General features: G+C 53.7%; 1 protein-coding gene. It reads left to right on the top strand.

What is annotated here, in order from left to right:
• Positions 1-57: 57 nt before the first annotated feature.
• The coding region (locus tag AB9F29_RS21305; protein ID WP_369757179.1) for an IS6 family transposase at positions 58-540 on the top strand (483 nt) is incomplete at its 3' end.

Below are 540 nucleotides of genomic sequence, written 5' to 3'. Positions count from 1 at the left end.
GGCACTGTCAGAAGAAAACCGGTTGAGGCGGGCAGGGTGAACGCCTAGCGTCGCAGGATGACAAAACGCGACCCATTCAAGTACTTCAAGACGAGCCCGCAGATCATCCGCCTGGCAGTGATGCTTTACGTTCGGTACCCTCTGTCACTCCGGAATGTGGAGGATTTGTTGCATGAGCGCGGGATCGAAATTAGCCATGAGACTGTGCGGTTTTGGTGGAACCGGTTCGGCCCGTTGTTCGCGGCTGAGATCCGAAGAAAACGGGTTCAGCACCTTCGAGCTCATTCGAATTGGCAATGGCATTTGGACGAAGTGTTCGTAAAAATCAACGGTGAAACCCACTATCTCTGGAGGGCCGTGGATCACGAGGGCGAGGTGCTTGAAAGTTATGTCACCAAGCGCCGGGATCGCAAAGCGGCGTTGAAATTCCTCAGAAAAACAATGAAGCGCTTTGGTCCACCACATGTCATCGTGACTGATCTACTGCGGTCTTACGGCGCCGCGATGAAGGTCATCGGCAACGCTCATCGACAAGAAACT

The sequence above is a fragment of the Falsihalocynthiibacter sp. S25ZX9 genome, from assembly GCF_041205405.1.
GTDB classification, from domain to species: Bacteria; Pseudomonadota; Alphaproteobacteria; order Rhodobacterales; family Rhodobacteraceae; genus Falsihalocynthiibacter; species Falsihalocynthiibacter arcticus.
Note: the sequence above shows the minus strand (reverse complement) of the source record. Positions and strands in the feature narration are given on the sequence as shown.